At 64.3% G+C, this 13,086-nt stretch carries 9 protein-coding genes; 5 read left to right on the top strand and 4 right to left on the bottom strand.

The annotated features are described in order from the left end of the window. Positions 1 to 85 precede the first annotated feature (85 nt). Complete coding sequence (gene cphA / locus C266_RS10675; RefSeq protein WP_010808115.1) at positions 86 to 2,665, bottom strand: cyanophycin synthetase; 2,580 nt, start codon at positions 2,663 to 2,665, stop codon at positions 86 to 88. Between the two features lie 150 nt (positions 2,666 to 2,815). Further along, the gene (gene cphA, locus C266_RS10670; protein ID WP_010808114.1) at positions 2,816 to 5,449 is read right to left on the bottom strand and encodes a cyanophycin synthetase; all 2,634 of its coding nucleotides are present in this window, start codon (positions 5,447 to 5,449) and stop codon (positions 2,816 to 2,818) included. A gap of 297 nt (positions 5,450 to 5,746) precedes the next feature. Here cphA (C266_RS10670) and C266_RS10665 point away from each other — a divergent pair, with 297 nt between their 5' ends. The 3 genes from C266_RS10665 to C266_RS10655 all read left to right on the top strand — a co-directional run bounded on the left by C266_RS10665 (position 5,747) and on the right by C266_RS10655 (position 9,649). After that, positions 5,747 to 8,176: an ABC transporter ATP-binding protein gene (locus C266_RS10665; protein ID WP_010808113.1), complete on the top strand. Its 2,430-nt coding sequence runs from the start codon at positions 5,747 to 5,749 to the stop codon at positions 8,174 to 8,176. An 18-nt stretch (positions 8,177 to 8,194) separates the two neighbouring features. After that, complete coding sequence (locus tag C266_RS10660; protein ID WP_010808112.1) at positions 8,195 to 8,662, top strand: DUF1854 domain-containing protein; 468 nt, start codon at positions 8,195 to 8,197, stop codon at positions 8,660 to 8,662. 78 nt (positions 8,663 to 8,740) lie between these two features. Then, positions 8,741 to 9,649 carry a recombination-associated protein RdgC gene (locus tag C266_RS10655; protein WP_010808111.1) on the top strand — a complete coding sequence of 303 codons (909 nt, stop codon included), beginning with the start codon at positions 8,741 to 8,743 and terminating at the stop codon, positions 9,647 to 9,649. 85 nt (positions 9,650 to 9,734) lie between these two features. Here the strand turns inward: C266_RS10655 and C266_RS10650 are convergent, their stop codons facing one another. Then, the gene (locus tag C266_RS10650) at positions 9,735 to 10,454 is read right to left on the bottom strand and encodes an SDR family oxidoreductase (RefSeq protein WP_010808110.1); all 720 of its coding nucleotides are present in this window, start codon (positions 10,452 to 10,454) and stop codon (positions 9,735 to 9,737) included. 204 nt (positions 10,455 to 10,658) lie between these two features. Here C266_RS10650 and C266_RS10645 point away from each other — a divergent pair, with 204 nt between their 5' ends. Beyond that, positions 10,659 to 11,255 (top strand): TetR/AcrR family transcriptional regulator, encoded by a 597-nt coding sequence (locus C266_RS10645; protein WP_010808109.1) that lies wholly within the window; start codon positions 10,659 to 10,661, stop codon positions 11,253 to 11,255. A gap of 29 nt (positions 11,256 to 11,284) precedes the next feature. Here the strand turns inward: C266_RS10645 and C266_RS10640 are convergent, their stop codons facing one another. Beyond that, entirely contained in the window at positions 11,285 to 12,190 is a 906-nt protein-coding gene (locus C266_RS10640; protein ID WP_010808108.1) for a LysR family transcriptional regulator, read from the bottom strand. 178 nt (positions 12,191 to 12,368) lie between these two features. Between C266_RS10640 and C266_RS10635 the strand changes: the two genes are divergently transcribed. Beyond that, positions 12,369 to 13,082, top strand: coding sequence for an SDR family oxidoreductase (locus C266_RS10635; protein ID WP_010808107.1), 714 nt, complete (start codon positions 12,369 to 12,371; stop codon positions 13,080 to 13,082). The last annotated feature ends 4 nt before the right edge of the window (positions 13,083 to 13,086 follow it).

Raw genomic sequence — 13,086 nt, 5'->3', positions numbered from 1 at the left:
ACGGGCACCGAGCGCGCAATCTTGTGCGGTCAGTGCCCGATCAGAGGGCAGGGTGGCAGGAACGCCGGAGCGATCCTGCTGCCGTTCAGCGAGCGCTGGCCTCTGCCACACGTTGCGCGATGTGCGCGAGGGCTTCGTCCACCTGATCGATGAGGATCAGGCACAAGTCACCCGGTTGCAGGCGTGCGAGTGCGGTATCGATCGCCACGAACTCGCCTTGAATCTCATCGATATGGTTGGCACGACGCGCATCGACCAGACCTTCGCGCAGCAACCGCACCACCTCACCATCTTCGCGGCCACGCTGGCATTGGTCTTGATAGAGCAGCACGTCGTCGAACGCGTCGCCGAGGATCTGCGTCTGACGGCGAATATCGTCGTCACGACGGTCGCCAGCCCCTGAAATCACCACGGAGCGGCGACGTGCAGGCATCGTTTCCACCGCCTGCGTGAGCGCGGCAATGGCATCCGGATTGTGACCGTAGTCGGCAATCACGGTGGCGCCCTTGTAGTCGAACACGTTGAAGCGGCCCGGCGCGGTGCCCGCGTCGTTCACGAACGTGGCCAGTCCGGCGCGGATCGTTACCGGATCGATATTCAGTGCCCAGGCTGCACCGATGGCAGCCATTGCGTTCTCGACCTGAAAACCGATGGTGCCGCCGCGTGTGAGCGGAATCGCGGCCAGTGCGTAGCGCGCTTCTTCGCTGCCACGCGCCGTCACGATGTTGCCGCCGTCGACATAGACCACACGTTTGCCCGTTGCGCGATGCGTGGCGAGCACCGGGTGCGAGGCGTCCAGTGCGAAGAACGTGACGTCACCCGGGCAGGCGTCGGCCATGCGCGCGACCATCGGATCGGCGGCGTTGAGCACGGCCATGCCGCGCGGCGCCACATTGCGCACGATCACGCTCTTGAGCACGGCAAGATCTTCCACCGTGTTGATGTACGACAGGCCCAGATGGTCGCCCATGCCGATGTTCGTCACCACGGCAACATCGCAGCGGTCATAGGCCAGCCCCTCGCGCAGCAAGCCGCCACGCGCGGTTTCGAATACGGCCGCGTCCACGTCCGGGTGCATCAGCACGTTGCGCGCGCTGCGCGGGCCGCTGCAATCGCCCGTGTCGATACGCTCGCCGCTGATATAGATGCCGTCGGTGCCGGTCATGCCCACGCGCAGCCCCTGCTGGGCGATGAGGTGGGCAATCAGACGAACCGTGGTCGTCTTGCCGTTCGTGCCGGAGACCGCCACGACCGGGATGCGGCCGTCGTCACCGTCTTCGAACATCGTCGAGACGATGGCTTCGCCGACCGCACGGCCCTTGCCATACGACGGCTGAAGGTGCATGCGCAGTCCCGGCGCGGCGTTGACTTCCACAATGCCGCCGGCCTGATCTTCGAACGGCTTGATGACGGTCTCGCACACCGCGTCGACACCGGCAATGTCCAGCCCCACTTGCTGGGCCGCCGCGACGGCGCGCGCCGCAATTTCCGGATGAACGTCGTCGGTCACATCGGTGGCCGAGCCGCCGGTCGACAGGTTGGCGTTGTTGCGCAACACGACACGCGCACCGGCTTCCGGCACGGAGTCGGCGTTCAATCCTTGCTTGGCGAGCGTGGCGAGTGCAATGTCGTCGAAACGAATCTTGGTGAGCGACGTGGCATGGCCCTCACCACGGCGCGGGTCGGCGTTCACGGTCTCGACCAGTTGCCGAACGGTGTGCACGCCGTCGCCAGTGACTTGCGGCGGATCGCGACGCGCTGCCGCCACCAGCTTGTTGCCGATCACGAGCAGACGGAAGTCGTGGCCCGGAATGTAGCGCTCGATGATCACGTCGCGGCTGATGTCCTGCGCGACCTCGAAGGCTTTCTCGATTTCTTCGCGCGTGCGCAGACGCACGGCCACGCCCTTGCCCTGATTGCCGTCGCGCGGCTTGACCACGACCGGTGCATCGATTTCCTGCACCAGCTTCCACGCATCTTCGACATTGCGAACCGTGCCGCCCAGCGGCACCGGCACACCGGCAGCGTGCAGTAGGGTCTTGGTCAGGTCCTTGTCCTGCGCAATCGACTCGGCCACGGCCGACGTGCGGTCGGTCTCGGCCGCCTGAATGCGGCGCTGTTTGCTGCCCCAACCGAATTGCACCATCGAGCCTTCGGTCAGACGGCGGTACGGAATGCCGCGTGCAACGGCGGCATATACGATCGAACCGGTCGACGGGCCCAGACGCACGTCTTCATCCAGATCGCGAAGACGATAGAGGGCGTCGGCAAGATCGAACGGACCGTCTTCAAGGGCGGCGTTGATCAGTTGTTGCGCCAGTTCGAAGGCGAGGCGGCCGACCGGCTCTTCGCTGTACTGCACCACGACCTGGAACGTGCCCGGCTCGATGGTCGGCGTGGTTTGGCTGAACGTCACCGGGCAGCCGGCCGCTGCTTGCAGTTGCAGCGCAGTGGTGGCGAGGGCGTCGGCCAGCGACGCCGGACGCTCTTCGGCATCGGGCGTGAACGCCTGCAGCGCGGGAAAGCGTGCGCGCAGTCGAGCCTCGAAACCGGCCAGATTGCCGATCGCATGTTCCAGATCGGTGCACGTCACGATGGCCTCGATGGCGGTGTGACGGCTCCAGAGGTTCGGCCCGCGCAATGCGCGGATACGGGAGACTTCCATAAATTGCAATCCCTGTCTGTCCACTTCGCGTCCCTATATAGCGGATGGTTGGCGAGAAAAACGACTGTGGCTTGGGTATTCGGCGCTATCTATATATAGGGCGGGCGGCGACAGAGATCCCTGCACGCCGCCGCCCGCGACCGACTCGACTCAGGCAGCCAGCGCGCGCATTGGCTGGCCCATCCACTGATGTACCAGGTCGAGCATGGCGGTGGCGCCGCCTTCATCGGCCTGTAACACGAGCAGATCGCCGCTCACGAGTTGAGCCAGTGCCGCTTCGGCAGCAGCACGACGCTCGGTGGCATCCGTGACCAGCACTTTGCGGCCGGTCGCGTCGATGCCCGCTCGCAGTTGTGCACGCGACTCGGCCAGCGGGCGCTTGCGCGCGACGCTCAGGTCGTCGCACAGCACCACACGGTCGAACGTTTGCGCCAGCAGCTTGCCTTCGGCCTGCAAGTCTTCGTCCATACGATCGACACCCGGGCCGTACACCGCGATGCGGCGCTCGGCAGGCAGCTTGGCCAAGGCTGCCGCGAGGGCCGTCAGGGCGGGGGCGTTGTGGGCATCGTCGACGATGACCGTCGCGCCTTGCTTTTCGAACATCGTGAAGCGGCCCGGTGCATCGACCTGACCGACGTCGAAGGTGGTCACGCCGGTACGCAGCACATCGAGGGCGACCCCCATCGACCAGGCGGCAGCCACGGCGGCAAGCACGTTCTCGATCTGGAAATCGACGCGGCCAGCGTAGGTCAGCGGCATGTTGGCGGTGGCGCCGACGGCGGTTTCTTCCGCGCCGGTGGCCAGCACGACCTGGCCGTTGCGCACGAAGACCACGCGCTTGCCTGCGGCGCGATGCGCCACGATGGCCGGCAGGTGTTCGTCCAGACCGAAGAAGATCACGTCGCCATCGCACAGCTCGGCCATTTCCACGACGAGCGGGTCGCGCGCATTGAGCACGGCCACGCCATCGGACAGGACAACGTCGATTTGTGTGCGCATCACGCTGAACATACGGTCGACGTCTTCGACGAAATACTGGCCCAGATGGTCCGGGCGGTCGATGTTCGTCACGATGCCGACCTGACAGCGATCGTAGGCAAGGCCTTCGGAGAGGATGGCGGTGTTGTCGTTCTCGAAGACGGCTGCGGTTACGCTGGCGTTCATCAGCACGCGGTGCGCGGCGTCCCAATTGGCACGGTCGCCGCTCTGAACCAGACGTTTGTCGAGGAACAGGCCGTCGCTGCAAGCCAGGCCGGTGTGTTCGCCCGCCAGTTGCAACAGATGCGTGAGCAGACGCGCCGTAACCGTCTTGCCGTTGGTGCCGGTGATGCCGACAATCGGAATGCGCCCGGTGTCGCCATCGGGGAACAGATGGTCGACGATGGCGCGCCCGACCGGACGCGGTGTGCCATCGGCCGGTTTCAGGTGCATGAGCAGGCCCGGACCGGCGTTGACTTCGACGATGGCGCCACGTTGTTCCGCCAGCGGGCGGGAAATGTCTTCGGCGACCAGATCGACACCGGCGATGTCCAGACCCACGATGCGCGCGGCCAGCGACGCATGCGCGGCCACGCTCGGGTGCACGCGGTCGGTCACGTCGAAGGCGACGTTGCCGTTGCGCTGGATCAGAACGTTCTTGCCTTCGGGCGGCACGGCATCGGCGTCGAAACCCTGACGCTTGAGTTCGAGGCGCGCGGACGAATCGATGCGCACGCGATTCAGCGGCTGATCTTCAGCGCTGCCGCGACGCGGATCGCTGTTGATCTGCAGTTCGATGAGTTCCGAGACGGTGTGCTTGCCGTCGCCAACCACCGAGGCCGTTTCGCCCATGGCGGCGGCCACGACACGCCCACCCACCACCAGCAGGCGGTGCTCGAGCCCCGACACGAAACGCTCGACGATCACGCCGTTGCCTTCTTCGAGGGCCACTTCAAATGCCGTGGTGACCTCGTCTCGTGTGGCGAGATTGATGAACACGCCGCGACCATGGTTGCCGTCGTATGGCTTGACGACAACAGGCAGGCCGATGTCTTGCGCGGCGTCCCATGCGTCGTCGGCGCTCTCGACCAGACGGCCTTCCGGTACGGGCACGCCGCACGACTCGAGCAGTTGCTTGGTCAGGTCCTTGTCGCGCGAGATGCTCTCGGCGATGGCGGGGGTGCGGTCGGTCTCGGCAGTCCAGATGCGACGGGCGGCTGCGCCGTAACCCAGCTGCACCAGATTGCCGTCGGACAGGCGGATATGAGGGATGTCGCGGTCGTCGGCGGCGTCGACGATGCACGCCGTGCTCGGGCCGAGACAATGTTTGTCGACCAGGCCACGCAAGTTTTCGACGGCGGCTTCCACGTCGTAGGGGCGGTCTTCGATGGCTGCCATGACCAGATCGCGGGCGGCAAACAGGGCCGCGCGGGTCACGTCTTCGTGCCAGGCGCGCACGATCACCTTATAGACGCCGGTGATCGGGGTTTCACGTGCCTTGCCGAAACCGCCGGGCATACCGGCTAGGTTTTGCAGCTCCAGCGTGACGTGTTCGAGAATGTGGCCGGGCCACGTACCTTCACGCAGGCGCTGGAGGAAACCGCCGCGCTCGCCGATGCTGCAGCGGTGCTCGACGAGGGAGGGCAGCCACTCGGACAGCCGCTCAGGGAACCCCGGGATCTTGTTGGACGGGAACTCCTCGAGTTCGCCGATATCGACCCATGCCTCGAGCACCGGCCGATATGTCCACATATTCGGGCCGCGCAGCGACAGGACATCGAAAATCTCAATGTCTTTCTTTTTCATTCTTAAGGCTAATTCACGCGTCAGGGCTGGGTTCGGAGAAGCCGGCGAGGCCGATTTCAGGCGGCTCAGCCGGTCGCGCTCTTACAGTTAACTGGTTACTTAACGTAAAAATCCGTAAACGGTTGACCGTCGCAACAATATTTCCATGCTGCACCGTGTCATCGGGGAACTCCGCGCCGCAAAAGGCGTCGCTGTGGTTATACTTGCGGCAATTTCGCGGATTGACAGGGAAAGTCCGCCTCGTTTTTTCTTCGTTTGCCTCGATGTCCGCCCCTTGAGGACACGTCTGCCGCAGCAATGACCGACACCTCCGCTTCTGCGGCATCCTCTGCCGCCACCTCAACAACATCGTCCGAGAGCAGCCCTTCCGGCGGTACTGCTTCAGCGTTATCCGTTTCCGCTCGAAATGCCGCCGCCGAGTCCTGGTACGCGGAGGTTGCCGCGCAACTGGCCGATGGCGAGACCGTACTGGCCTGGCTGGCCGTCGATCTCGACGCGCAACTGCACTTCGCCCGCGGCGTGGTGGTTGCCACCGAGCGCCGGCTGCTGGCGCGCGAGGCGCGTCGTGACGCGCAAGGCAGTGACACCGAATGGCAGTCGTGGCCGTATCGCGCCGACCTGTCGCTAACGCACGCCGATCACGCGGGCGTTGGCTCGCTCGAGTTGTGCGACGCCCGCGAGAAGCTTGCCTGCTGGCGCTATACCCTTGGCCACAACCCGGCGGCGCTCACGCTGATGGACACCGTCGCGCGCCAGCGCGAGGCGCTAGTGGCGGGGCACACTGTCAGTCATGAGCAGGACGTTTCGGGCACATGCCCGATCTGTCAGGCCGAACTGCCGCCCGGCACCGACGAGTGCCCGCAATGCAACCCGGAGGTAGAGGCCCCATCGTCAACATGGGCATTGCTGCGTCTGTGGCGTTTCGCCCGTCCGTATCGTTTTGAACTGCTCGCCGGTTTCCTGCTCACGTTGTGCGCCACGGGCGCGACGTTGATCCCGCCGTATCTGACGATGCCGCTCATGGACAACGTGTTGATTCCGTTCCAGAACGGTCAACCCATCGATTACCACCTGGTGGGAATTTACCTGTCGGGTCTGTTGGGGGCAGGGCTCGTGGCCTGGACGCTGGGCTGGGCGCGGACGTATCTGCTGGCGAAGGTGTCGGAGCGTATCGGCGCCGACCTGCGCACGGCCACTTACTCGCACCTGCTGCGGCTCTCGCTCGAGTACTTCGGCGGCAAGCGCACGGGCGACCTGATGGCGCGCATCGGTTCGGAGAGCGACCGCATCTGCGTGTTCCTCTCGCTGCACTTGCTCGACTTCGCCACCGATGTGCTGATGATCATCATGACGGCGGTCATTCTCGTGTCGATCAACCCGTGGCTGGCCGTGGTCACGCTGGTGCCGCTGCCGTTCATCGCCTGGCTGATTCACCTGGTGCGCGATCGCCTGCGTCACGGCTTCGAGAAGGTCGACCGGATCTGGGCGGAAATCACCAATGTGCTCGCCGACACGATTCCGGGCATTCGCGTGGTGAAGGCGTTTGCGCAGGAGAACCGCGAGGTCGCGCGCTTCAGGGAAGCCAACCGGCATAACCTCGTGGTCAACGACCGCGTGAACAAGGTGTGGTCGTTGTTCTCGCCGACCGTAACGTTCCTGACGGAAGTTGGCCTGCTGGTGGTCTGGATATTCGGCATCTGGCAGATCTCCAAGCATGAGATCACCGTCGGTGTGCTCGCGGCATTCCTGACCTACATCAGTCGCTTCTATACGCGTCTCGATTCGATGAGTCGCATCGTGTCGGTCACGCAGAAGGCCGCCGCAGGCGCCAAGCGCATCTTTGACGTGCTCGACCACGTCTCGAACGTGCCGGAGCCGGTCAACCCGGTGCATCTGAAGGAAGTGAAGGGCGCCATCGACTTGCGCGACATCGGTTTCCGTTATGGCAACCGTTCGGTGATTCGCGGCATGGATCTGCGCATCGCACCGGGCGAGATGATCGGTCTGGTCGGTCACAGCGGGTCGGGCAAGAGCACGCTCGTCAACTTGATCTGCCGCTTCTACGACGTGGCCGAAGGTTCGATCCAGATCGATGGCGTGGATATTCGTGCGCTGCCGGTCTCCGACTTCCGTCGCAACGTGGGTCTGGTGCTGCAGGAGCCGTTCCTGTTCTTCGGCACCATTGCCGACAATATCGCGTACGGCAAGCCGGAGGCAACGCGCGACGAGATCGTGGCGGCTGCCCGCGCGGCGCACGCCCATGAGTTCATTCTGCGGCTGCCGCACGGTTACGATTCGTTGGTTGGCGAGCGCGGGCAGGCGCTCTCGGGCGGTGAGCGTCAACGCATCTCCATTGCGCGTGCGTTGCTGATCGACCCGCGCATCCTGATTCTCGACGAGGCGACGTCCTCGGTCGACACCGCCACCGAGAAGGAAATTCAGAAGGCGCTCGACAACCTCGTCAAGGGCCGCACGACGATTGCCATCGCGCACCGGTTGTCGACGCTGCGCAAGGCCGACCGGCTCGTGGTGCTTGATCGCGGCAAGATCGTCGAGGTGGGGAACCACGACGAACTGATCGCTCGCGAAGGCGCGTACTACAAGCTCTATCAGGCGCAACAGCGCAATGTCGATACAGATGTCGATGCGGTTGCCGAGTCGGCCGAAGCCGCCGCCACGGTCGCTGCGGTGAGCGCCGCACCGGCCCAGCCGCTATCCGTCAACTGAACGTTCGCGAAGACACTCATGCAGATCGATTTCACTTTGTCGCGCAACGCCTTTGGCCGTCTGGTGCTCACGGATGCCGACGGCATCTCCCACGAAGGCGTGGTGCCCGTGCGGGCGTTTCCGATTGCCGCGCCCGACGATGGCCTCGCACTCGTGAGCATGGAAGGGCGCGAGCTGGTCTGGCTCGATTCGCTCGACATGCTGCCTGCGGCCATGGGCGCGCTGCTGCGCGAAGAACTTGCCGCACGCGAATTCATGCCCGAGGTGCAGCGCATCCTGGGCGTGTCGACGTATGCCACGCCAAGCACCTGGACCGTCGAGACGAACCGGGGCGAGACGTCGTTCGTCTTGCGCGGTGAAGAAGACATCCGGCGTCTCGGTGGTCAGACGTTGCTCATCTCCGACAGTCACGGTATCCAGTTCCTGATTCGCGACGCCGCCAAGCTCGACAAGCCGAGCCGGAAGATCCTCGATCGCTTTCTCTGACACGATTCGTGCGACGGAACTTCGCCGGACCTCGCAGCACTGGTAAAATCGCTCTTTTGCTTTTTGCGGTGATGCCCGATGTGGTTCAAGAATCTCCAGTTGCACAGAATTCCTGCCGGTTGGTCCATGAGCGTCGCGCAAATGGAAGAGGCGCTCGAGAAGCACGCCTTCCGCGAGGGCGGCAGCCTCGAAATGCAAGTGCAGGGCTGGGCGCCGCCGCGTGAGGGCGGCGAACTCGTGCACAGCATCAATCGTCAGTTCCTGCTGGCCTATCGTGCCGAGAAGAAGCTGCTGCCGTCGACCGTCGTCAATCAGGTTACGCGCGCCAAGGCGGTCGAACTCGAAGAGCAGCAAGGCTTCAAGCCGGGCCGCAAGCAGATGAAGGAACTCAAGGAGCAAGTGACCGACGAGTTGCTGCCGCGGGCGTTCGGCATTCGCCGCGACACACGAGTGTGGATCGATCCGGCCAATCGCTGGCTGGTGATCGATGCGGCATCGCCCGCCAAGGCCGATGAAGTGCGCAGCCTGCTCCTCAAGACGCTCGATATCACGCTCGAGAACGTGGAACTCAACGAAGCCCCCGTGTCGGTGATGACGTCGTGGCTTGCCGGCAACGACGCGCCGGGCGGCTTTACCGTCGATCAGGACGTGGAACTGCGCTCGAACACCGACGAGAAGGCCGCCGTGCGTTACGTGCGCCACCCGCTCGACGGGGCGGATGTGCGTCAGCACATCGAAGCGGGCAAGCGCTGCACCAAGCTCGCGATGACGTGGAATGACCGCATCTCGTTCGTGCTGACCGACGCGTTCGTGATCAAGCGCGTGACGCCGCTCGACATCATCAAGGACGCTGCCGACCCGACGGCCGAAGGCGAGGCCGAGAAGTTCGACGCCGACGTCGCATTGATGACCGGCGAACTCGCTCGCATGCTCGACGATCTGATCGAAGCCGTGGGTGGTGAGCGTCAGATGGATAAGGCTGCCTGACGCGACCCGTTGTAAGTCACTACAACGCAAACGCCGCGATACCTCAAGGGTGTCGCGGCGTTTTTGCGTTTGGTGCGACGTTACCTCACGACTGCGCGCGTGCTGCGGCCGGGTCCAGCAGATAGACGCCCTGCGAGAGCGCCTGCCTGACCTGACGTGTGCCTTCGTCGACAGACACTTCCTCTTCACCGGCCTCGATGGCCTCAAAGGCCTGACGCACCACATCGGATGGCGCGCTCTTCTGCGCATCGAAATCCCGCGTGAGGTCGGTGTCGATGTAGCCCGCGTGCAAGCCCACCACCTGCGTTTGCTGTTCGCGCAACGCCTGACGCAGACCATTGGTCAGCGACCACGCGGCTGACTTGGTGATCGCGTATTCGGGAAGCACGCTCGAACTGATCCAGCTCACAATCGACAGCACGTTGAGCAGGGCGCCGCCACCATTGCGTCCCAGCGTGCCGGCAAACGCCTGCGACATGGCCAGCACGCCGAACAGGTTCGTCTCCAGCGTCTCGCGCAGTGTCTCGGCCGAGCCCGTGTGAGTCAGACCCTGCGTGACACGGGCAATGCCGGCATTGTTGATGAGCAGCGTGACGTCGCCGGCCAGCAAGGCTGCGGCCGCCACGTCTTCCGGATTGTTGACGTCCAGCTTGACCGGGATGACGCCCGGCAGCGTCACCTTGGACGGGTCGCGGGACCCTGCATACACTTTCTTCGCGCCACGGTCGAGCGCCTGTTTCGCAAACTCCAGTCCCAGGCCACGGTTGGCGCCCGTGACGAATACGACGGCATCTTTGATCTTCATTTCAGAACTCCAGCAAGGGATAAGGCCGCGCACTCATGGAGCCAGCGTGCGGTTTGGACTATACTGCATGACAATTGTGATCGCCATCGTCATGCCTTGATGCATTGTGGCAAGTCGGATGTCGTTATGTCAATGGTGATTGACATTGTCTTTTTAGATGACGGTGATAGCCGCGATTGCGCAGGCGGACATCGGGAGTAGCAAATGGGTATTTCCAGAGAGCAGGCTGCGGAAAACCGCGAGGCGATTGTTGCGGCGGCCGAGCGGTTGTTTCGCGAGCATGGTGTCGACGCCGTGGGTCTGACGGCGCTCATGAAGGCGGCCGGCTTCACGCAAGGTGGCTTCTACAACCATTTCAAGTCTAAGGACGCACTTGTCGCGGCTGTGATGGCGCGCGCAGTGGCGGCCAGCGAAGGGGCGCTGGAGGGCGGCGATGCGGCATCGGGGGCGGCACTCTCACTCGGAGAGCGCGCCGAGCGGTATCTGTCGACAGCCCATCGGGATGACGTTGCGTGCGGCTGTCCGATGGCGGGATTTGCGGGAGACGCCCCGCGCATCGGCGACGAGGCGCAGGCATGCTACGCGAAAGGATTGTCGGACGTGATCGCCCGGATGACGGCGGCGGGTGTCGAGCAGGGGTTGAGTCCGGCGCAAGCGAGGCAGTCCGCGATGGCGCGCTTCGCGCAGATGGTCGGCACGCTCGTGCTCTCGCGCGCGGTCGTGAGCGCGGACCCCGCGCTGGCGGATGCGCTATTGGCCGCCGGGCGCCAGGCGCTCAATGGGAACCCTGCCAGCGACTGAGCGTGCGGCCGTGCGGTGAGGTTGTGTCGTCAGCGCTGCGGCCAGCGCCACGTCGCGCGCAGCGCATCGCGCAGAAAATCCACGAACGCTCGCGTGCGCGGCGCGAGGTGGCGGCTATGCGGGTACACGGCATGGAGCGGCGACGCCGGGATCTGCAGCGACGGCAACACGCGCACAAGGCGGCCCGCTTCGATATCGTCTCCGACATCCCAGATGGACTTCTGCGTGATGCCTGCGCCGTGCAGCGCCAGTTCGTGGGCGGTGTCGCCATCGTCGACGACATACGTGTCGCGGACTTGAATTCGCAGCGTTTCGGACTGCCATACGAATCGCCAGTCGCCGTGCGGGGCGTGGCCGAACAGAATGCAGTCGTGCTGTAGCAGATCACCCGCGTCCTGTGGCGTACCGCGCCGTGCCAGATAATCCGGGGACGCCACCAGGACACGGTAGTTCGGCGCCAGTTCCTGGGCGACGAGGCTGGAGTCGGGCAGGGTGCCCACGCGGATGGCAACGTCGATACCGTGCGCGACCAAATCGACCCAGAGATCGCTCAGTTCGAGGTGTACCTTCAGATCGGGATGCCGTTCGCGAAACGCGATCAGCAGCGGGGCGAGGTGGCGGCGTCCGAACGCGCGCGGGGCGCTGATCCGAAGCACGCCGCCGACCGTGCCCGCCTGACGCGTCATCAGCCGCTCGGTCTCACGGATCTCCGCCAGAATGCGCTGGCAGCACGCGTGAAATACCTGTCCTTCCTCCGTTAACGCCTGCTTGCGCGTGGTGCGATTGAGCAGGCGCACGCCGAGGCGCTGCTCGAGCAGCCCAAGCCGTTTGCTCACGACGGCAAGCGAGAGCCCCAGCTCACGCGCGGCAGCCGACATGCTGCCCGTGGCAACGACCCGGTCGAAGAGGGTGAGGTCCAGCGTCTGGTCGATCATCGGGGTCTATTCTCAATAATTCGAAGAGAGTCATTCAATTTTTTGGGGGATTATCGTTCGTTGTGGCGAGGATCACAATGGCACCGTGACATCGCGAGCCGGTGCTGGCTCCCAGCGGCCGGGCGTGTGCCGATGTCGTTTTTCCTTCATCTTCCCGATTATTTTCCGGAGCCTCATCATGTTCAATTTCGAAGGTCAGCGCGTGTTGGTCATTGGCGGTAGTTCCGGCATCGGCCGTGCCGCAGCACAGGCATTCGCCAAGGCCGGCGCAGCGGTGACGATCGCTTCGAGACATCAGGCCAAGCTCGACGAAGCGCTCACCACCATCGGCACGACCGCTCGCGCCGTTGTGCTCGACACGGAAGACGTAGCCGCTGTCGAGAAATTTTTCGCCGATCACGCCCCGTGGCAGCATGTGGTCGTCTCCGCCGCGCAAACGCCGACCGGGCAAGTCCGCAAGCTGCCGCTGGAAGACGCGCACGCTGCTTTCGACAGCAAGTTCTGGGGCACGTATCACGTTGCGCGATATGCAAGAATCGAAGCGGGCGGCTCGCTCACGCTGACGTCGGGCTATCTGAGCGTACGTCCGAGCACGGCGTCGGTCGTGCAGGGCGCAATCAACGCGGCGGTCGAAGCGTTGGGTCGCGGGCTGGCGCTCGAATTGTCCCCGGTGCGCGTGAACACCGTCTCGCCGGGCCTGACGGTGACGCCGTTGTGGAACAAGCTGGCAGAGGCCGATCGCGAAGCGATGTATCGCAACGCGGCCGAGCGCTTGCCGGCGCGTCGTGTGGTGGCTGCCGAAGACGTCGCCAACACGATTCTCTATCTGGCAGGTACACCGAGTGCGACCGGCAGCACTGTGCTCATCGATGCAGGCGGCGCGATCGCCTGACGTT

It is taken from the genome of Pandoraea sp. SD6-2 (assembly GCF_000389825.1).
Taxonomy (GTDB): Bacteria; Pseudomonadota; Gammaproteobacteria; order Burkholderiales; family Burkholderiaceae; genus Pandoraea; species Pandoraea communis.
The sequence above is the reverse complement of the archived record's forward strand: the minus strand, read 5'-3'. Positions and strand labels throughout refer to the sequence as shown.

Coding starts and splice junctions, on each gene's coding strand:
- C266_RS10665 (WP_010808113.1), top strand. CDS start 5,747: ATGACCGACACCTCCGCTTCTGCGGCATCCTCTGCCGCCACCTCAACA.
- C266_RS10660 (WP_010808112.1), top strand. CDS start 8,195: ATGCAGATCGATTTCACTTTGTCGCGCAACGCCTTTGGCCGTCTGGTG.
- C266_RS10635 (WP_010808107.1), top strand. CDS start 12,369: ATGTTCAATTTCGAAGGTCAGCGCGTGTTGGTCATTGGCGGTAGTTCC.
- cphA (WP_010808114.1), bottom strand. CDS start 5,449: ATGAAAAAGAAAGACATTGAGATTTTCGATGTCCTGTCGCTGCGCGGC.
- cphA (WP_010808115.1), bottom strand. CDS start 2,665: ATGGAAGTCTCCCGTATCCGCGCATTGCGCGGGCCGAACCTCTGGAGC.
- C266_RS10655 (WP_010808111.1), top strand. CDS start 8,741: ATGTGGTTCAAGAATCTCCAGTTGCACAGAATTCCTGCCGGTTGGTCC.
- C266_RS10650 (WP_010808110.1), bottom strand. CDS start 10,454: ATGAAGATCAAAGATGCCGTCGTATTCGTCACGGGCGCCAACCGTGGC.
- C266_RS10645 (WP_010808109.1), top strand. CDS start 10,659: ATGGGTATTTCCAGAGAGCAGGCTGCGGAAAACCGCGAGGCGATTGTT.
- C266_RS10640 (WP_010808108.1), bottom strand. CDS start 12,190: ATGATCGACCAGACGCTGGACCTCACCCTCTTCGACCGGGTCGTTGCC.